Source organism: Shewanella sp. MMG014, assembly GCF_018100775.1.
Taxonomy (GTDB): domain Bacteria; phylum Pseudomonadota; class Gammaproteobacteria; order Enterobacterales; family Shewanellaceae; genus Shewanella; species Shewanella japonica.
In genome coordinates this window covers 143,093-162,354 of sequence record NZ_JAGJDZ010000009.1, presented here as the reverse complement: position 1 = coordinate 162,354, position 19,262 = coordinate 143,093, and the positions used below count along the sequence as shown (strand labels likewise).

Genomic DNA, 19,262 nt, shown 5'->3' with positions numbered 1-19,262 from the left:
TTCTGGCAACCCATTGGGTTGCCATTTTTTTATCTGTGCTTTAATCAATACAAAAATGACCCCTTCCATACAAAGCCCACACGCTTATGTTGGTATGAGATAGAAAGGAGTGTTGGTTAAAAATGAATCTTGGATAAAAATGAAATGAAAAGATTATTTTTTTATAAAATCATTGAACCTTTTATTAAACCGACACTCTGAGTAACTGTAGCGAGTTGATAATGGTTAAGTGGATTCTTACTTACCCAACATCTCAAGTTTGATTAGCCCTTCATCACGGCAACATTAAATGATTGCTAACCGAATTAGTTTAAGACTGTTTCATTGTTCATCATCATCCCCCCTTATTTGGGAACCTGTTAATTCGCTAGCGCTTGATTAACTTATGTCCCGCAAGAAATACTTCTGGCAACCCATTGGGTTGCCATTTTTTATTTGTGCTTTAATCAATACAAAAATGACCCCTTCCATACAAAGCCCGCACGCTTATGTTCGTATGAGATAGAAAGGAGTGTTGGTTAAAAATGAATCTTGGATAAAAATGCATCTTGGATATAAATAGAATGAAAAAATCATTTTTTTATAAAATCATTGAACCTTTTATTAAACCACCACTCTGAGTAACTGTAGCGAGTTGATAATGGTTAAGTGGATTCTTACTTACCCAACATCTTAAGTTTGATTAGCCCTTCATCACGGCAACATTAAATGATCGCTAACCGAATTAGTTTACGACTGTTTCATTGTTCATCATCCCCCTTATTTGGGAACCTGTTAATCCGCTAGCGTATGATTAACTTATGTCCCGCAAGAAATACTTCTGGCAACCCATTGGGTTGCCATTTTTTTATCTTAAATTCAGCAAATAAAATTTGAGGTTAATCGGGCAAGTTTCGTTCAAAGCAAGAAGAGTTGGGTTAATTTTAAACAGGTCTCTTTATGCTAAAAATTTTTCCTAAAAAATGTATTTTTTTACTCATGACATTGAACCTTTTGTTAAACCGATACTCTGAGTAACTGTAGCGAGTTGATAATGGTTAAGTGGATTCTTACTTACCCAACATCTCAAGTTTGATTAGCCCTTCATCACGGCAACATTAAATGATCGCTAACCGAATTAGTTTACGACTGTTTCATTGTTCATCATCATCCCCCTTATTTGGGAACCTGTTAATCCGCTAGCGTATGATTAACTTATGTCCCACAAGAAATACTTCTGGCAACCCATCGGGTTGCCATTTTTTTGTTCGTTATTTAGCTAAGGAGTATCGAGGTAACTTGAGTTTTATGACGTAAGCATAACATCCAGTTGTACTTGTAATGATGGGTGATAGCTTGCTCTTGTTTGCTGATAAATATCTGACACAAAATCCACATAGCCAGCAATAAGCAATTCACTGTAGAGGGGTTTTACAAATTTTGCTCGTCCAATACTTCCTAAGAATTCAGCGACGGTTGGCAGCACTATCTCATAATGGTTTCGAATGGCGACTCTAAGCCAGTCACATGCAAGCTCTGCATTTTTGCTCTGAGTAAAACCAAAGGTCATATCCAAATCTTTCAACTGAACCTGCGTTAATTGAAATGGTAATTGGTTGATAAAATACTGCCAATGGTGCACTCGCCAGCCTGCCACATTCAATTGCTTTGCATGCCCTCCTGCGCAAAATTGTGTTAATGCCGAGGTCACTTTGTCTAAGCTACTTGATGTTGGGCCCTCGAACCACTCAGGTAGGCCCTCACCATAAACCCAAGTGAGTAATTCACCCTCTGATATTTTATCGCCATGCTGGTGTAATAAGGTTTGTTTGGCATACTCTACAAACGTCTCTGTTGTAATAGCCTCAAACTTAAACTGCTGAACATAATTAAATAAGAACACATCAAAATCAGCGCGGCCTAGCCTCGATTCAAGCTCATGTACAAACATAGAGGCTTTATCATAAGTAAATCGATTAAATGAGTCGTTAGCATCTTGAAACTGGACATTGGCTGGCAAAGTTTGTGCACTTAGTGGCATTGATAGCATTTCTTCTTTTAAGCGGCCATATTCAATCACCCACTCAAGTTCCGCTTGTTCTTGGCCATATATTTTTTCAACCAAACGATTGGTGAAATATGTGGTAAAACCTTCATTTAGCCATAAGTCACGCCAGGTTGCATTACTGACTAAATTGCCTGTCCAAGAGTGGGCTAATTCATGCGCCACGGTTGACACTAAGCTTTTATCACCTGCAATTAATGTTGGAGTAATAAATGCTAAACGTGGGTTCTCCATCCCACCAAAAGGGAAACTGGGTGGCAGCACTATCATGTCATAACGATCCCAAGGATAAGGCCCCAATAAAGATTCAGCAGCCACAATCATTGATTCGGTATCTTCAAACTCCTTGAGCGCCTTATCAAGCATGCCAGGTTCTGTATAAATAGCGCATCGATGGCTAATCTCACCATAAGCTAAATCGCCAACTGCAAGCGCAAGCAAATGAGTTGGAATGGGTTTTTCCATTTCAAAATAGAATTGACCATCTTGAGGTATAGCAGAAGAATTAGCGGCGCTCATTACTGCACGAAGACCGTTATTAACTTTGACACTCGCATTGAAAGTGATTCTGGCCTTCGGGCTGTCTTGCAGCGGGATCCAGCTTCGGGCATTAACAGGCTGAGATTGACTAAATAGATAAGGGTGTTGTTTACCTAAGGTTTGCTCAGGAGTTAACCACTGTAATCCTTGGGCACTAGGCGAAGTACGATAATGAATAACCACTTCGGTAATCTCTGTACCGATATCAACAGTGATTTGCCCGCCTTGAAACTCGCTTAAGCTTTCCTGTGAATAGTGACACTGGTTTCCATGGATATCTGTCACGGCATCAATCAACAAATCACGGCTATCTAGCACCAAATGCACAGCGGATGTCTGCCGTTTAAATTGCAAATTAACCTGTCCATGAAGTTGCTGTTTGTCAAAGTCAACATCAAGGAAAAGCGCTATATGATGCACGATAATGTCATCAGTGTTAGCAACAGAATGGTAGTCACGAGTGAAATCTAATTGTTCAGCCACATCAAACCCTTATTGGAATTATTATCGGGTTATATTAACTCACTTAGGTCTTTTCATCGAGTCTATTAAGCGGACACAAAAAAGCCTCACGAATGAGGCTTTTAGTGTCAAAAGTGGGATTGTATTACAGCTTAATTCCAGCTTTTTCTAGGTCTTTTGCAACAACACTACGAGGTAGTGGTACATAACCGTCTTTTTCTACGATTTGCTGACCTTGCTTAGATAACACGTAACGGATGAATTCACGATCCATTGGTGATAAATCTTTGTTAGGGTGCTTGTTGATGTAAACATATAGGTAGCGAGATAATGGGTAAGTACCATTTGCAGCGTTACCTGCTGTTGCATCAATGTATTTAGTGCCTTTCTTAGAGATTGCTACAGCTTTAACACCTGCAGTCTTGTAACCGATACCTGAGTAACCGATTGCATTAAGGCCTTGAGAAACAGATTGAACTACTGAAGCTGAACCCGGTTGCTCGTTTACGTTTGCTTTGAAATCACCTTTACAAAGTGCTTTCTTTTTGAAGTAACCGTAAGTACCTGATACTGAGTTACGACCGTACAACTGGATGTCTTTCTTAGACCAGTTGCCGTCTAAACCAACATCACCCCAACGATTTACGTCGTTACCGCCACATTTCTTAGTTGACGAGAAGATAGAATCGATTTGCTCGATGCTTAAACCTTCAATTGGGTTATCTTTATGTACGAATACTGCTAATGCATCGATTGCTACACGAATTGCCGTTGGTTGGTAACCGTAATGCTTTTCAAATGCTTCAACTTCGTTAGGCTTCATTTGACGGCTCATTGGACCGAATTGTGAAGTACCTTCAGTTAATGCTGGTGGTGCAGTAGAAGAACCAGCAGCTTGAATTTGGATATTTACGTTAGGGTAAATATGTTTGAACTCTTCAGCCCATAACGTCATCATGTTAGCAAGTGTATCTGAACCCACTGATGATAAATTACCTGAAACACCACTTGTTTTTTCGTACACAGGTAATGTTTTATCAATTGCTGCCAACGATGTTGCTGAAAATACACCAGCTGCAGTAAAGGCAATAGCGCCAACTAGCTGTTTAAGTTTCATTGTAATGCTCCGGTATTATAAGCGTTGTTATTTAAGACACGCTCAGTATCAATTGCTACGATGACAAGTCTATGACCAATATGTGACAGTTGTATGACAATCAACATTTTTGACATTCTTGTTACACCTGCTGCAACCCCGCAAATACTAACTTAAAATACTATTTAAACAGTGACTTATAGAGGCTCACTTTATCCTCCCCCTAAATACACACTCATTTTTTATTGACGTTATATGACAAGCTTTGTTGATTTCAATTAAAAACGGCGCCCAAAACCGATAATTAAATGCTGCCAATTTAAAAAGCCATACTCAGCATATAAATTCCATTCATTTTTCGGCCCGAAGTCATAGTTCATACTCAATGACATATTTTTAGTTTCTTCTTTCGCCAAATCGATATCAAATTTCACCTCTTCCATTAAAGGTTCAAGCTCTGTGCCAACAAAGGAGTAATCACCGGTGACATTCTGATCAACACTTTGATGGCTGAATGCTAAAAACCAAGCTAGCTTGTCGGTGCCTACATCAAATCGTTGCCCTACTCTTACTGAAGCAATTTTAGTTTTAATGACACTATCAGTTGTATTTGTGTTGGCTTTCACTATTGCCCCCACGGCCATCACAATCACAGGAGTATCACCAATAATGGGATCTATTTGTCCCGCAAGCACAGTACCGATACCGTAATTTTTAGCGGTATAATTAATAGGAATTGGTAGTACCACGCCATTACAGGCCTCATCACAAGGCAAACCTTCAACATTATCTAACTTAGCCAAGATATCTTTGTTACCTTCGGTATACCCCAACAAACCATAGACATTCCAAAACGGTAATATCCACGCATCAATTTTAAGCTGCACACTTCTATCAGAACCTGAAATACTGACATCTTCAGCAGGCACGACGTAATCATTGGGGCCACGAAACCCTAATAAACCACCATCTACTTGAACCTCAAAGTCATTAACAGCAATGTAGTCGGCATCTATGTTGTTATAAAAAAGGCTTACGCCTACGGGGATAGGTAACTCATAGCCTCGCTCAATCGCTTTATCAGACAATAAGGGCAAACCACTCCAGTGAGACGGCTTAGTCTGTTGTTGTACTACAGTGTTAACATCGTTGTTGGCATTAGCAGTAAAACTAACACCTAAAAGTAAAACACTGACCAATAACACTGATTTAGATTTAACTGAGTAATTAAACATAATTCCGAAACAAAAGTAATTAAATGAGGTTCAGCCAAAACAGCTGAGCGAAAGCGTCACAGAAAAAGCGCTTTGATACATATTGTAGGGCATGTTAATGAATTGCGAGACACTTTACGACTTACTCTGAGCGGGGATGTTAACTGCATCACAAGCAGTCTAATGACAAGCAGTTAAAACAATTAGCCTATAAATAAAAAGCCAACTCACATTGACATGAGTTGGCTTTATTAAATGAAGTAATACTAGCAGTTAATTACTTGTGTTGTTTTTTACGACCAAGTTTGTGGGGATAATAAAACTAAAACAGCTGCCTTTATCAAGCTCACTAGTAATGGTTAACTCACTGTAATGATGGCTTAAAGCATGCTTTACAATAGCTAGGCCTAGCCCACTACCGCCCGTCTTACTTGAACGTGCATTATCCACACGATAAAAGCGTTCGGTTAAACGATTAATATGCTGTGGAGCAATACCAAGACCTGTATCAGTCACACTAAATTGGGCGCCTGTTGGTACCATTTCCCAGCGCACAGTCACCTTACCACCAGGCTCGGTATAACGAATCGCATTAGAGATTAAATTTGTGCACGCGCTACGTAATTGTAGCTCGTTACCGTGGCAATCTAAGTCGTCTTCGCAATAAAAAGATAAATCATATTGATCGAGGGCTAGCGCTGAAGCTTCATCTTTTAAGATATCTAACATCGCTCTCATATTGATGGTTTTTTCCAAATCAATATCGGCACCATCTTCGATACGAGACAAAGCTAACAATTGCTCGACCATTGATTGCATACGTCTTGTTTGTTGTTGCATCAGATTCAATGGTTTATGGTTCATGCTGTCTGGCTCTTCCATGCTTTGCATGATTTCTAAATAGCCTTGAAGCACTGTTAGCGGTGTCTTAAGTTCATGGGATACATTCGCTACAAACTCTTTTCGCATCCCTTCTAATTGGTTAATTCGTGTGACATCGCGAGCGATTAATAATAATTGCCTGTCACCGTAACTCATTAAGCGGATTTCTAATAAACGCTGCTCTGACACTGGAGATGCCAATTCAAGCGGTTCATTAAATTCACCTTTTTTAAGGTATTCAGAAAAATCTGGGTGACGGATTAAATTATCGATTCTTTGACCATTATCTTGCGGCCAAACAAACCCTAAAATCAGTTGAGCAAGCTTGTTACACCATAGAATATTCAACTCGGAATCTAGTACAACTGCAGCATCAGGCAGTGCTTCTGCACCTTGTCTAAAGCGGCTCAATAACGAAGCGAGTTGGCCGACTCTACGACGGTTTTTACCTTGTAAGCGATAGATACCATTGAAAATACCTTCCCAGCTACCCGTCCCTTGAGGAGGCGTTAATTTTCTGTCTTTCCAAAGCCAAAAATTAAGACGACTAATTTGTCGGTAATGCCATCCTAATAAAAGAATACTGCCAATAATAAGGGTGAGTGCGACTTGATTTATCAATAAGCCGATAAGGGCGAATACAAGCTCAATTCCGAGGAGCCGTAATAGCAAGCGAGATCCTGAATAAGATCGAAACATAAGTAGCCTAAAATTAATGTAAATAATCCAGTTTGCGGATTATTACCTAATTGTTGGTAGGTAAATATTGGCTCACAAGATAGCGTAAAATGAAATCTCTGACCACGACTAATTGTTAAAAAACCACTGAGAGATTGTAAAATACAACAACATACTCCTTATGTCGTTACTCAATGCAATCTACTGCAGTAGTTTTTTATCTGCGGCTTTAAATATTACATTCTGGTCGAAAAACGGTAACCAGCACCACGTACGGTTTGAATTAACTTATCATGCCCAGAGTCTTCAACCGCTTTACGTAAACGACGAATATGTACATCAACAGTTCTGTCTTCTACATAAACATTCGTGCCCCACACATTATCTAATAGCTGTTCACGGCTATAGACACGCTCTGGGTGAGTCATAAAGAAGTGCAGCAATCTAAACTCGGTTGGCCCCATGTCTAGAACCGACTCGCCTACCGAAACGCGATGACTGACAGGATCCAGTAACAATCCTTGCACATCAATGGTTTCTTCTAGACGCGTAGGTGCACTACGACGTAAAACGGCTTTAATACGTGCCACAAGCTCTTTAGGAGAGAAAGGTTTAGTGATGTAATCATCTGCTCCCACTTCTAAGCCTTTTACCTTATCTTCTTCTTCACCGCGAGCAGTGAGCATGATGATAGGAATTTGACGTGTAAATTCATCTTGCTTTAAGCGTTTAGCCAATTGTATGCCACTGCCGCCAGGGAACATCCAATCCAACAGGATGAGATCCGGGTAAGGCTCTTGCAGTAGCTCAACGGCTGAATCAAAGTCTTCAGCAGCAGATGTGGTAAAACCATGTTGTTCCATAACAAAGGTCAGCATCTCACGAATGGCTGACTCATCTTCTACAATTAAAATCTTAGCTGTCATAATCTTTTCTGTGTTTAGTAAGCCGCTTGAGTATTATTGGTCAGTTTTATTACAGAAATATGATCTTAGCACTCAAAAAAGCTATAAAATCATATTTTTGTCATAAATCTATCATTCTTTTCAATCTAACTTGTTAACAGTGCAACGTATAGAGAGCTAACTCACTATTGCTGCAATAAAAAATAAAGGAGACTAACGCCTCCTTTATTATCAAGAATCTAGCTGAAGCATTGATTAAATGCTTAATTTAGAACTTGTGTTCAATACCTACAGCGAAGTAGCTTTCATCGATAGAGATATCGATGATGTCACCATTGTCTTCTTCTACTGTGCCCATTGAAGTACGGTCAGTGTAGAAAGCGAATAGTTTTGTAGGCTTACCTAACGAGTAATCTGCACCAATTGACCATGAATCACCTTTGTCTTCCATGTCTTGGTATTGTGCTTTTAACGTTACTTCTTTAATTTTGTAAGCTGCACTTAGTAAGTAACCATCGATGCTTGAACCGCTATCAACTTTTTCTTCTTGCTGGTACATACCGCCTAATACAAAACCAGCGATTTTACCTTGAACAGTACCACGAACGATGTCGTAACCCGCAACTTCAGAGTCGTAAGCAATTGCAGCATAAACAGGGCTTTTCTTTAGACCAGAATCACCGTACATAGCCGCAATACTGAAACCATCACTTTCTTCTTGCTTGCTATCACCTTCAGCAGCGTAAGTTACACCAACTTGAAAATCACCAAACTTTGGCGTTAAGTAAGTTGCAGTTTGCGCTAGACGGTTTTCACCTTTGAAAAGTGCTTTTAAATCGCCTGAGTAATCGTTAAATAGGTCAACTTTACCTTGTGATTTTTTCAGCATAGTGTCGTTACGACCCACAGCGAAAGAACCAAAGTTACCTTTTAAACCAACAAACTGGTTACGAGCAGTGAAGTTATCTGAACTAGCATTGCCAGTATCAACTTGGTATTCGATAGTGTAAAACGCTTCTAAAGACTCACTTAATTCAAATCCGCCTTTTACACCGAAACGTGATGCATTACTTTGAATTTCAGTTACTGAACCGTCACCTTCGTCATTCGACTGAACTGACACATTCAACTTACCATATACTTCTAGAGGTTCTGCTGCATGGGCAGTTGAAAGCGTAGCAGTGGCAATAGCAGAAGCAACTAACGTTTTATAAAAAGCATTCATCATTTCATCCTTTAGACATATTTTTTGGTGTTTTACACCATTTTTTGTGCTGCTATCAGGTTGGAACAAGCAGATATTTGCTGCCTAATAGCTTGGGAACGATGCGAATAGTGCACGCCTTTTGTTGCAGAAATATTTCAAAAAGCCGAGTTTATTAAGTTAAAGCTAATTCAGTAAAAGCAAAGAACAAACAAGCTACTGATTTTTAATAGATTTGATTAGAAATTATGAAATATTACAGTTTAATGAATTCTGAATATAGAACAATCAAGCTGCAGTATTTTGATGGTTTACCCCAGCGCATGGATCCCGTAAACTGCATTTTTAATTTTTGATGAGTGTCTTTTTATGTGGTTTAAAAATCTCACCCTTTATCGTTTCAATAAACCTTTCACTACCGATACCGAGGCACTAGAAACAGCATTAGCTGATTTCACTTTCTCGCCATGTTCTAGCCAAGACATCAGTAAATTTGGATTTTCAAAAGCGTTAGGTAAACAAGGCCATGCATTGGTGCACAGTGCTGAAAATCGCCACCTCATTTGTGTGACCAAAGAAGAAAAGATTCTACCAGGTCAGGTGATTAAAGAAGCTTTAGATGAAAAAGTGGCATTAATAGAAGATCAAGAAAGTCGCAAAGTCACCAAGAAAGAAAAAGATGCGATGAAAGAAGAGATCACTATGACGCTTCTGCCTCGGGCATTTTCTCGTCGCAGTCAAACTCACGCGTTAATCATGCCAGAACTTGAGATGATTCTGGTTGATAGCTCAAGTGCAGCAAAAGCAGAAGAGTTACTCGCATTATTACGTAAAGCGCTCGGTAGCTTGCCAGTTATACCACTTCACTTTACTACGCCAATTGAAACCACATTAACTGAATGGTTACGCAATGGTTCATCGCCACAGCCATTTGAAATGCAAGATGAAGCAGAACTAAAGTCAGATTCAGATGAAGGTGGTATCGTGCGCTTTAAACAGCAGGTACTGCAAGAAGATGAAGTGCTAGCACACCTTGCTACAGGTAAGCAGGTGCACAAGTTAGCGCTACATTTTGGCCAATCTATCGCATTTTTATTGCAATCAGACGCCAGCGTGAAGCGTCTTAAATTTTCTGAAGAATTCAGAGCGGCAACTGATGATGTTGGCACTGAAGATCCTTTAGCCAAATTAGATGCAGACTTCGCACTAATGGGCGGAGAGCTTGTTGCCTTTATCAATGCATTACAACAAGCATTAGGCCCAATAGAAGAGAATATCTAAATGACTTCCCCTGCTAGGATAACAAGCAGCGGTTAAAATTATTGATACATAAAAAAGCCCTCAACGCATTCGCATTGAGGGCTTTTTAACAATTAATAACTAGATGAATTTACCTGCATCATCAAATGGCCAATCAATACCAAGCCAAGCTTTTAAGAATGCTTTTTGCGCATTAGTCGGATTAGACACACCTTCAATCGCTAAATCACCTTTAGGTTGCTCTTCTAGTGTCAGTGAAACTTGAGTTAACTTATCATTATTAAAAATAGTCAGTTCAATTTCGTCACCTGCGTTAAAGTCTTCTAAACGCTTTTTGAACCCAGCTGCAGTCACTTTTAATCCATTAACCGCAATAATTTCATTGCCCGCTACAATACCCGCCAGCCATGCAGGGCTGTTACGTGTCACATGAGCAAGCGTGAGATCGTTATGCTGACCAGTTAATGTAAGACCGCTGTAAACGGTCGCTTTTTCACTGTCGCCATAAGATAAGACCAATCCAGCTTGAGCCAGTAATGAGTCAAACTCTAAACTAAATGGTGATGTAATATGTGACTGCCACCAAGGTTGATAATCTTTGCCAGAAAGCGTTGCTAATATGTTTTTCACATCATCAACGTTATACCCTTTAGGTAACTTGAAGTCTTGATATAACTTACGATGAACATCACGATAAGAATGAGCAAGCTCAGTGTCTGCTAAAAGGTTAAAATCTAAAGATAAAGAAGCTAAATAACCTTCAGAATAAATATTAACACCATGGTTAATGGCATAATCGCCACCTGTATTAGTCCATTCATTCAAGCTAGCTTCAGCAACAGATTGAATTTCCCGCCCAGGTTTGTTGAGATTTCTATCAATACGTTTTGCTAAATCAGCAAAAAACTCTTTTGGCGTAATAACGTCAGCACGAAGCAATAATTGATTTTGGAAATAACTGGTTGAGCCTTCGGCCATCCACAATAACTCAGTCATGCTTGCCTTTTGATAGTCGTAAGGTACTAACCCTTCAGGACGGTAGGCTTTCACATTCCATGTATGGATAAACTCATGTGATGCTGTACTAATGAAGCGTAGGTAATCCTTTCGCTCACGAAAGTTAAACCTTGGCAGTTGAATAATGGTCGAATTTAAGTGCTCAGTTGCACCACGTGCGCCACTGGTAGCGTGGATCATGTAGACGTAACGTTCAAAAGGGTAATCATCCCATATGACTTTAGCTGTGCTACTGATTTTTGTTAGGTCTGTGACGATTTGTTCAGCGTCATAGTTACCTTCGCCCCAAAAAACCACTTCATAATCACGTCCATCAGCTTCAAAGCTGTAGTGCGTGTTTACTCCAGTTTCGATTGGAGAATCGATCAATACATCATAATTATCAGCAACAAAAGAGTGCTTACTGCGTCCTGATTCCATTCCTGAATAACTTTGCCAGCCTTTAGGCACCGTCATCGAAACATTCACCTTATCTTGGCGAAACTCGGGGCTATACATAAATACGCCACTGGCATCTAAATAAGCATGGGATTCATCAATATGGCGAACACGAGTTCCTAAATCATTAGCGTAAAGCTGATAACTCACATTGACCTCTGTCGGCTCTTGTAGCTCAATCGTCCACTCACCTGTTGCAGTTCTCTGCCAATTTAGTGCATTACCATCGTCATCTGTCGCCTTAAATAAACGCACACCATCTGCAAGTGGAAGCACTGCATATTTACCAGTACGCCAAACCGGTAAATTTACTGTAAGCGTATCTGCAGATGACTCTGGAAAGGTCACATTCACTTTTGCAAGGTGATGTTGTGGTTGTGTGAGATCAATCTGATATTGCACTTCAGCCAGGGTAGAAGCTGAAAAAAATATCCCTGCGGTAAAAATAGCCAGTTTTGAGACTTTCACTATCGATTCCTTCTGTTATTATTCTTGTTATATTTTTACACGCTGTAGTTAAGCGTTTTCAACATCATATAGATTTGTTGTAATAAATATTACATTAAATGAGGTGGTATTATAACAAGAGCTTATTGTAGGCTCACCCACTTCCAACAAAAGCTTACAAAATAATAAGGTCACTGTTCTTACATGCGAAAATTGATACCAAACTGCTTGGCCTTTATTTTATTAATAATTTCAATTCCGGCATTAGCAATCGATCCACAAGAACGTGAAATTGAATTTAATGAAACACCGCAAGCGCTATTTGACCAACTATTAGTTCGAACACAATTTCCGCTTTCATTCAATAACCGCCAAGAATTTGAGTTAATAGCAAAAGAACTCAAATATACGCCAGATGAATTACAAGCAGACCTCGAAACTTTGGCTCGTCTGTATATGGAAACGGTTGTCAGAACACCAAATAAAACTGAAAACTCCCGTTTATTGACTCAACAGTTAGAATCAATTGCAGTAACCCCAATGCAAGAAGCGATGATATTGCTACTTGAAGCAAAGTTTCGCGGTATAGAAGATCAACAGTACAAACAATCTATTATATTATTTAAAGAAGCCTTGAAGAAAATCGCTTCAATACGTGATGAGCACAGCCTCACCTTACAATTTGTTTTACATGGCGGTTTAAGTAGCCTTCATGCCATATTAAAGCAAGATACCCAAGCCCTATATCATTATAAAAGTTATCGAGAAATTGCTTACCAGCTGCGAAATGACTATTTTATTGCCCAATCTGAAACCGCTATTGGTAAATATTACACTGGTAAAAACCAGCTAGCGAAAGCGCTGCAGCATCATAGCGAAGCCTATCGAATTTCCAATCGATTGAATTACCCAGTAATTCAAGCTCACGCTCAATTTCAGCTTTCAAGGGCTTATCGAGATTTAGGCCAATGGGATGAAGCATTAAAAAATGCAAATGAAGCTGCCATTAGCTTTCAAGAATTAGGACATGAAGCCTTACAGTCTAATGCCATGACAGTCATCGCCATGGTATACGGCAACCAAAAACAATGGAATAAAGCCATTGATTATTATTTAAATGCACAACAGCTCGATAAAAAAAATAATCAGGTTATTAGCCAAGGGCTAAATTTCCATAATATTGGCGAAGCGTACATGTATCTAGACAACTACCCGTCTTCTGTCAGTTATTTGAAAATGGCTAACGAGATTTTTAAAAGCCGTAGAGTCATGCATTATCTGGTATACAACGAGTTGCTGTTTGCTGAAGTGATGTCAAAACAAGCCTTATGGGAAGAAACGATTACTCATGCCAAGGCCGCGCTAGTCATTGCAGAAGAGAAGCAACTTATTGATGCGCAAAAAGAGGCCCTTTCTTTTCTTTCCAAAGCTTACCGCGGGATAAAAGATGATTCCTCAGCGCTTGAAATGATGGATAAGCTTGTAGCGATAGATAATGAACAGCAAGAAAATATTGTGGATGAAGCCGTAAACTCTAACCTGAATGAAGAAAAGCTCAAATTTGAAATAAACGTTTATCAAAACAAGTTAAATGGCTATATCAAGAGCAGTAAAGATCAGCAAATGGCGATTATCATTCTACTGGCCGCTATCTTTATTTTGTCGTTTGTGTGGTTATATAGCTTAAAAAGAATTAATACATTAAAACAAAAACAACAGTCATTAACCGCCAAAGTCATTCAAGATCCACTCACCGAAGTAAAGGGCTACAGAGGAATGCTTGACTGCATGTCCACTGGCACATCGCCTAAAACCATTGCCTTAGTTAACATCAAAGCACTAACCGATTTAGATATTGACTTTGGGCTATCGGAATCAAAATTAATTACAGAAAGCTTAATCCAGCAATTTGAGAAAGACCTTCCAGCATGTGTTTATGTCATTAAGCCAGGCGAATTTGCTTTTTGCTTTAAAGAAACATTCACAGCTAATGAAACACTCAAAAAGATTGAGGCAAGTTTGGCTTCGCAAGATTTAGCAATCAATACCAATATTCCTAATTACTCGGTAGTAAAACATGACCCCCTTGAATGCATCATGGGTCATATTAATCTCCCTTTATTGGCAAACCCTGATTTACGCCTTACCAACGACCTTCAATTTGAAACGGTACAATATGCCCTTGCAGCAGCAAAAACCATTGATAAAGGTAGTACTTACGTCAGTATACGCACACTGAACTTTGCTCCAGCGGCCATCTTTTTCAAACCTTTATATTTAAACCTTACTCATGCATTGCAAAGAGGCATTATCAGAGCTGAAAGTAATAGACCTATCGCTGAGATAAAATGGCCTACAAATTAACCAATAAACACAAACATCATTAATCTTTCGTCCACAGCGGCCGATATAGGTATATAGTTATTAATATTATTTCTATAAAAATACCAAATACAGTATTATAAACGTCACTAATCAATCAAATAGGTGATTGATGTTGTTAGTTATTTGATTGATTTAGGAAGCTCATAAGCATGAAAGATTCTTCGACGGCAGTGTCACAAGTTTCACTTTTGAAACAGAAACTAAACTCTGCCAAGTTGGCGCTTGAAGAAATCCATGAGGATCGTAATGAAAAATTACGCACCCTAATTCAATTTTTAGGTCATTTAAGCCTTGCCTGTAAAGGTCAAAATCTAGAACTTGATAATCGATTAGCCAAGCTAAGACATCATTTACAAGGTTATGATCAAATTGATGAGGCCTTGCCTGAGCTCGTTGAAATAGAGCGCCTATTAAAAGGTCAATACAATCATACAATGACTCAACTTGAAGAAAGCCGCACCAGCCTTTCTCGAGTTATCAGCCAAATTCAACGTGTAGACTCCGCCCCAGAAGAAATTAAAAAAGAAATTAATTACTTCAAAAAAGATCTCAATAAACCGATTCATACCATTTGGGAGTACATCCCTAAAGTTGAACAAGTCATCGGCTTTTACGAGCATATTTTACAAAAGCAATTTGCAGGTACTGATGAACACGTTATTTTGCCTCAGCACCTTATTTTAGCCAAAGAGCTAGCCCAAAAAATTTCTGAGATAGAATTTAGAAAAGAACAGCGTGATCAAATTTTGGTCATGAAAGAAGTATTAATGGGTGATATTAAACTCAATACCCTACTTGAGTCGTATCAAACAATATTAAGCCTTTTACTCAATAACATCGCACGTGAAAAAACAGCATCCCAAGACTTTTTATATGCTTTAAATGATGCCATTAGTGTCGTTAGAGATGTGGTAAGTAACACGGCTAATAACAATGAACGTTCACAGCAAATAAAAAGCCAGCTGAACAAAGAGATTAACTTACGTGTCGACAATGCCGATGGCATTTTAATTGAGTCAGATGATTTAAACGCATTAAAGACAGCGCTGACAATTCAATTATCTTCGCTTAAAGATGCGCTAAGCCGTAAAGAAGCATTGGAAAACAGAGAGCAAACACTGCTCAGAAAATCCATTGAGTCAATGCGAAAGGAATTAACCAGTATTACCAAAGAGGCAAATAGTTATAAAGAAAAACTATTTGAACATCAAAAACTTAATTTACTTGATCCATTAACACAATTGCCTAACAGAACCGCACTTGAAGATAGAATGGAGCAAGAATATCGCAACCATAAGCGTTTTAATGCACCGCTTTGGGTTGCTGTTACTGACATAGATTACTTTAAATCAGTCAATGATAACTTTGGTCACAGCACCGGTGATAAAACATTGCAAGTCATTGCTATGGCACTAAAAAACTCATTGCGAGAAAGCGAGTTTGTCGCACGATACGGCGGTGAAGAATTTGTTTTATTACTTCCTGAAGTCAATGAAGACAATATTGGTTTATTATTAAATCGTGTCAGAGAGAAAATTAAGAATATTCCATTTAAATTTAAAAATCAGCGAATTACAGTTACATTATCAATAGGTGCTGCGCAAGTAATGGAAAATGAACGTATCGAAGAAACCTTTGAACGTGCCGATGCAGCCCTATACAAAGCCAAACACAATGGCAGAGATAGAGTCGTAATCGATATCTAACCTTCGATGCAACTCATCTCAAGAGGAGTTGCATATGATAGTAAAAATAAGCCCTCGCGGAAGTTTAGATCAACTTTCACAAATGGAAGTTAATCGACTCAAACAAAGCGCTAAGAGTGATTTATACCAACTACTTCGAAACTGCGCCCTTGCAGTGCTTGCCTCAGGATTACAAAGTGATAATTCTGAGGCCCTATTTGATAAATACACCAATTTTGACATCAATGTTCTCCAGCGTGAACGAGGCTTATTAATTGAATTGATTAATCCGCCAGAGCAAGCCTTTGTTGATGGCGAGATTATCGCTGGAATTCAAGAGCATCTTTTCGCCGTTCTTCGAGACATCGTCTATATCGACAATAAATACGACAATCTCAAACACATCAATCTTACTAATGCGAGCCATATCACCAATGTTGTGTTCGATATTTTACGCAACGCAAGAGTCATCTCACCAATGAAAGATCCTAATGTCGTCGTTTGTTGGGGAGGCCATAGTATCAATCCTATTGAATATCAATATACCCGTGAAGTGGGCTATGAACTTGGGCTGCGTGGACTCGACATTTGTACAGGTTGCGGCCCTGGAGCAATGGAAGGACCCATGAAGGGAGCAGCCATTGGTCATGCTAAGCAAAGGGTTAAAAACGCTCGTTATATTGGCTTAACTGAGCCAAGTATCATCGCCGCAGAACCGCCGAATCAAATTGTTAACGAGCTAGTGATTTTACCCGACATCGAAAAACGCTTAGAAGCCTTTGTGAGGCTAGGCCATGGTATTGTTATCTTTCCTGGTGGTGCAGGCACAGCCGAAGAACTGCTTTATATTTTAGGTATCTTACTTAACAATGCTAACCAATCCTTACCCTTCCCTTTGATACTCACAGGTCCCATTGAGAGTGCCGATTACTTTACCGAGATCGATGCGTTTATTGGGGCCACTTTAGGACCTGACGCTCAAGCTAAATACCAAATCATTATCGATGATCCCGTCAAAGTAGGACAAATCATGAAACAAGGTATGCAAGCCGTTAAAAATAGCCGTAAAGAATTGGGCGATGCATATCAATATCAATGGTCTTTAAAAATAGAGCCCGAGTTTCAGCTACCATTCGATCCGACCCATGAAGTGATGCAAAACCTGCATTTATATTTCCAGCCTAATAAGGCCGAGCTAGCAGCGACCCTTCGACGTGCTTTTTCAGGGATAGTCGCTGGCAATGTGAAAGGAGACACCATAAAGCTCATTGAAGAGCGAGGCCCCTTTGAGATCCGCGGTGACAAGCAATTAATGATGATGATGGATAAACTGCTCAATGCATTTGTTAGCCAGCAACGAATGAAATTACCAGGCAGTGCATACGTGCCTTGCTATCGCATAATGAATAAAACGGAAAATGAAACGGAATCCCAATAGAGTTCCGTCAATATCTGTCGCTTTAATGGTGGTGATTGTTTAACAAAACGTTAAATAGCTATATGATTAGTCATCATAAATTAAAACTGAATTTAATCACCTATATGGTGAGCTAAAACTATTCAATCTAACGTGGGCTCACTTGAGCCTTACCACCAGCGACGAAAATAAACATGAACAAACTGTTGATCATTGATGGTCTGAACCTTGTTAGACGTATTCATGCAGTACTACCAGATGAAAATGATATTGCCAGCGTCAAAGAACGTACGTTAGCCGCAGCCAAAAAACTGTTAGTTCACCATGAGCCCACCCATGCGATTGTTGTCTGGGATGGTGATGAAGAATCTTGGCGAAAACAGTTATACCCTGAATATAAAAAAGGGCGTAAGCCGATGCCTACGCCTTTAAAATCGGGATTAGCCGATATTAAAGCGGCGCTTTCTGAAGCACATATACATTCTCATGACGCCGTCTCAGAAGCAGATGATGTCATCGCTACCCTAGCGACTAAAATCACTGAAAATAAAGGTAAAGCAATTATCGTCTCTACTGATAAAGGTTTCAGCCAAATCATTGATGACAATATCGTCATATGGGATCACTTCAAACAGCAATATTTCGATTTAACTGAATACGAAAAAAAGCTTGCTGTACAACAAAGTCAGATACTTGATTTTATCGCGCTAGCTGGAGACAGCGGCAATAAAGTACCTGGGATAGCAGGTATTGGGCCTAAGTCAGCAGCCGATTTATTAAATAAGTTCAGAAGCTTAGCAAACCTATACAAGTCCATTGATAACTTAGGTGCAAAACAAGCGCAAAAGCTCATTGATGGTAAAGACATGGCGAGAGTGAGTTACAAGTTAGCCCAACTGCAATGTCATATGCCCCTCAATATCAATCTCAAACAATTCAGAGTCATTAGCAATAGCGAAAGGAACACCTAAGCAAATGAATTCAAAAATGTCCTTTATCATCGCCTCCATGTTCATTGCCTACATCGTCTTCGCAATTGCCGTTGTGATGGTTTATGAACCGAAACCAGAAGATAGAAGTTGGCAAGAAAGACAAGAGTTTAATCACAATATGCTCAGTGAAATCAATATAGGCCAGCCTATTGAGAACATTAGAAAATTAATGGGTCGAGCGGACTTTACCGAAGCGAAAGCAACTGACAACGCTAACTTTCAGATCATGTTTTATCGAACCCATCATGTTAAATCTGACGGCATCACCACTAAAGATGAGTGCACACCATTGTTATTTAAAAATGGAAAATTGATTGCGTGGGGACAAGAGACTTACGATCAGTTTTTACAAATTCCCATTTTAAATAATGTCATCCCAGCTTCTCCCCCTGCAGTCGCCGAAACAGATTCTGATGACCTTACAGCCCCTTTATCAGAAGGTGAAAAGTAATCTAGCAATTGACCCTAACATCTCAGTTTTAAAACGAGAATTCGACTGTCAACCTAATGAGCCACAATAGTGTGCAAGGTTACCTTAGCCATAAAAAATGCCACATAATGTGGCATTTTTATTAATCAAAATTCAGTCTATTTAA

General features: G+C 39.3%; 13 protein-coding genes. 6 read left to right on the top strand and 7 right to left on the bottom strand.

Annotation, left to right across the window (positions count from 1 at the left end; all coding sequences use genetic code 11):
- Nucleotides 1-1,285 precede the first annotated feature (1,285 nt).
- From J8L86_RS15290 to J8L86_RS15265, 6 genes are all read right to left on the bottom strand, one after another.
- Nucleotides 1,286-3,067, bottom strand: coding sequence for a M1 family metallopeptidase (locus tag J8L86_RS15290; protein ID WP_211030947.1), 1,782 nt, complete (start codon nucleotides 3,065-3,067; stop codon nucleotides 1,286-1,288).
- 124 nt (nucleotides 3,068-3,191) lie between these two features.
- Nucleotides 3,192-4,163 carry a phosphate ABC transporter substrate-binding protein PstS family protein gene (locus J8L86_RS15285; protein ID WP_211030946.1) on the bottom strand — a complete coding sequence of 324 codons (972 nt, stop codon included), beginning with the start codon at nucleotides 4,161-4,163 and terminating at the stop codon, nucleotides 3,192-3,194.
- 257 nt (nucleotides 4,164-4,420) lie between these two features.
- The gene (locus J8L86_RS15280; protein ID WP_211030945.1) at nucleotides 4,421-5,377 is read right to left on the bottom strand and encodes a hypothetical protein; all 957 of its coding nucleotides are present in this window, start codon (nucleotides 5,375-5,377) and stop codon (nucleotides 4,421-4,423) included.
- A 252-nt stretch (nucleotides 5,378-5,629) separates the two neighbouring features.
- Complete coding sequence (phoR, locus tag J8L86_RS15275; RefSeq protein WP_065108503.1) at nucleotides 5,630-6,937, bottom strand: phosphate regulon sensor histidine kinase PhoR; 1,308 nt, start codon at nucleotides 6,935-6,937, stop codon at nucleotides 5,630-5,632.
- Between the two features lie 215 nt (nucleotides 6,938-7,152).
- The gene (phoB, locus tag J8L86_RS15270; RefSeq protein WP_055026434.1) at nucleotides 7,153-7,842 is read right to left on the bottom strand and encodes a phosphate regulon transcriptional regulator PhoB; all 690 of its coding nucleotides are present in this window, start codon (nucleotides 7,840-7,842) and stop codon (nucleotides 7,153-7,155) included.
- A gap of 247 nt (nucleotides 7,843-8,089) precedes the next feature.
- Nucleotides 8,090-9,049 carry a porin gene (locus tag J8L86_RS15265; RefSeq protein ID WP_211030944.1) on the bottom strand — a complete coding sequence of 320 codons (960 nt, stop codon included), beginning with the start codon at nucleotides 9,047-9,049 and terminating at the stop codon, nucleotides 8,090-8,092.
- A gap of 345 nt (nucleotides 9,050-9,394) precedes the next feature.
- On the opposite strand from J8L86_RS15265, the gene rdgC reads away from it, so the two are divergent.
- Nucleotides 9,395-10,306 (top strand): recombination-associated protein RdgC, encoded by a 912-nt coding sequence (gene rdgC / locus J8L86_RS15260; protein WP_055026432.1) that lies wholly within the window; start codon nucleotides 9,395-9,397, stop codon nucleotides 10,304-10,306.
- Nucleotides 10,307-10,405: 99 nt separating this feature from the next.
- Here the strand turns inward: rdgC and J8L86_RS15255 are convergent, their stop codons facing one another.
- On the bottom strand, nucleotides 10,406-12,208 hold the full coding sequence (locus J8L86_RS15255; protein ID WP_211030943.1) for a PDZ domain-containing protein: 1,803 nt from the start codon (nucleotides 12,206-12,208) through the stop codon (nucleotides 10,406-10,408).
- A 183-nt stretch (nucleotides 12,209-12,391) separates the two neighbouring features.
- Here J8L86_RS15255 and J8L86_RS15250 point away from each other — a divergent pair, with 183 nt between their 5' ends.
- The 5 genes from J8L86_RS15250 to J8L86_RS15230 all read left to right on the top strand — a co-directional run bounded on the left by J8L86_RS15250 (nucleotide 12,392) and on the right by J8L86_RS15230 (nucleotide 19,117).
- Nucleotides 12,392-14,551, top strand: coding sequence for a tetratricopeptide repeat protein (locus J8L86_RS15250; protein ID WP_065108505.1), 2,160 nt, complete (start codon nucleotides 12,392-12,394; stop codon nucleotides 14,549-14,551).
- Nucleotides 14,552-14,721: 170 nt separating this feature from the next.
- On the top strand, nucleotides 14,722-16,278 hold the full coding sequence (locus J8L86_RS15245; RefSeq protein ID WP_055026429.1) for a GGDEF domain-containing protein: 1,557 nt from the start codon (nucleotides 14,722-14,724) through the stop codon (nucleotides 16,276-16,278).
- A 34-nt stretch (nucleotides 16,279-16,312) separates the two neighbouring features.
- Nucleotides 16,313-17,695, top strand: coding sequence for a nucleotide 5'-monophosphate nucleosidase PpnN (gene ppnN, locus J8L86_RS15240; RefSeq protein ID WP_211030942.1), 1,383 nt, complete (start codon nucleotides 16,313-16,315; stop codon nucleotides 17,693-17,695).
- A gap of 173 nt (nucleotides 17,696-17,868) precedes the next feature.
- Nucleotides 17,869-18,645, top strand: a complete 777-nt coding sequence (gene xni, locus J8L86_RS15235; protein WP_065108507.1) for a flap endonuclease Xni — start codon at nucleotides 17,869-17,871, stop codon at nucleotides 18,643-18,645.
- 4 nt (nucleotides 18,646-18,649) lie between these two features.
- Nucleotides 18,650-19,117, top strand: coding sequence for a DUF3192 domain-containing protein (locus tag J8L86_RS15230; RefSeq protein ID WP_211030941.1), 468 nt, complete (start codon nucleotides 18,650-18,652; stop codon nucleotides 19,115-19,117).
- The last annotated feature ends 145 nt before the right edge of the window (nucleotides 19,118-19,262 follow it).

Excerpts from the sequence above, each read along its gene's own strand:
- rdgC (WP_055026432.1), top strand. The coding sequence starts at position 9,395 with ATGTGGTTTAAAAATCTCACCCTTTATCGTTTCAATAAACCTTTCACT.
- J8L86_RS15230 (WP_211030941.1), top strand. The coding sequence starts at position 18,650 with ATGAATTCAAAAATGTCCTTTATCATCGCCTCCATGTTCATTGCCTAC.
- phoB (WP_055026434.1), bottom strand. The coding sequence starts at position 7,842 with ATGACAGCTAAGATTTTAATTGTAGAAGATGAGTCAGCCATTCGTGAG.
- J8L86_RS15285 (WP_211030946.1), bottom strand. The coding sequence starts at position 4,163 with ATGAAACTTAAACAGCTAGTTGGCGCTATTGCCTTTACTGCAGCTGGT.
- phoR (WP_065108503.1), bottom strand. The coding sequence starts at position 6,937 with ATGTTTCGATCTTATTCAGGATCTCGCTTGCTATTACGGCTCCTCGGA.
- J8L86_RS15265 (WP_211030944.1), bottom strand. The coding sequence starts at position 9,049 with ATGATGAATGCTTTTTATAAAACGTTAGTTGCTTCTGCTATTGCCACT.
- J8L86_RS15245 (WP_055026429.1), top strand. The coding sequence starts at position 14,722 with ATGAAAGATTCTTCGACGGCAGTGTCACAAGTTTCACTTTTGAAACAG.
- xni (WP_065108507.1), top strand. The coding sequence starts at position 17,869 with ATGAACAAACTGTTGATCATTGATGGTCTGAACCTTGTTAGACGTATT.
- ppnN (WP_211030942.1), top strand. The coding sequence starts at position 16,313 with ATGATAGTAAAAATAAGCCCTCGCGGAAGTTTAGATCAACTTTCACAA.
- J8L86_RS15280 (WP_211030945.1), bottom strand. The coding sequence starts at position 5,377 with ATGTTTAATTACTCAGTTAAATCTAAATCAGTGTTATTGGTCAGTGTT.
- J8L86_RS15250 (WP_065108505.1), top strand. The coding sequence starts at position 12,392 with ATGCGAAAATTGATACCAAACTGCTTGGCCTTTATTTTATTAATAATT.